This is a genomic window from Haladaptatus marinus (assembly GCF_051194195.1).
Map to the genome: position 1 here is coordinate 1 of NZ_JBLZNK010000017.1, position 716 is coordinate 716.

The 716-nt window shown below is 54.1% G+C and carries 1 rRNA gene; it reads right to left on the reverse strand.

Annotated features, from left to right (window positions below):
- A 23S ribosomal RNA gene (locus tag ACN2TU_RS26895) occupies positions 1-716 on the reverse strand; the annotation flags it as partial.

Here is a 716-nt window from a genome sequence, read left to right on the forward strand (position 1 = left end):
TACTGGGTGTTCAGATACCCGCACTGGGCAGGATTCAGTGACCGTACGAGTCCTTGCGGATTTGCGGTCACCTATGTTGTTACTAGACAGTTGGAGCGTCCGAGTCACTGCGGCCTGCCCTTATACAGGGCAGGCATCCCTTATCGCGAACTTACGGGACTAACTTGCCGAATTCCCTAACGTCGGTTGATCCCGACAGACCTTGGCTTTCACCGCCAGAGTACCTGTGTCGGATCTCGGTACGATTAACACACTCGCCTTTTCACGGGCCCCGGGTACCATCGACTTGCGCTATCTCAACATTCTTCCGCTTCCTGCCATTACGGCTTCCACGGAGTTGGATGATTCGACCGGGCGAAAACCCGGCTCGATGTTTCCTGAGGCGTCGGCTTTGAATGGTGTTAGCACTGGAATATTAACCAGTTTCCCTGTTGTCCCACTCGAATTGCGATGGGACTTAGGATCGGCTAACCCTCAGCTGATAAGCATTGCTGAGGAACCCTTACTCGTTAGGTCGTCGGGGTTCACACCCGACTAACGCTGCTACTATGGCCAGGATTTTCTAAACTGAACGGTCCACACGAATTCTCACCCGTACTTCCACCCATTCAGATTGCCAACCTACTGGATCACTCGGTAAAGAGTGCCGCCAGGTCTCGGTGATGCACTTGAGCCCCGATCATTTTCGGCGCCGCAAACCTCGGCCGGTAAGCTGT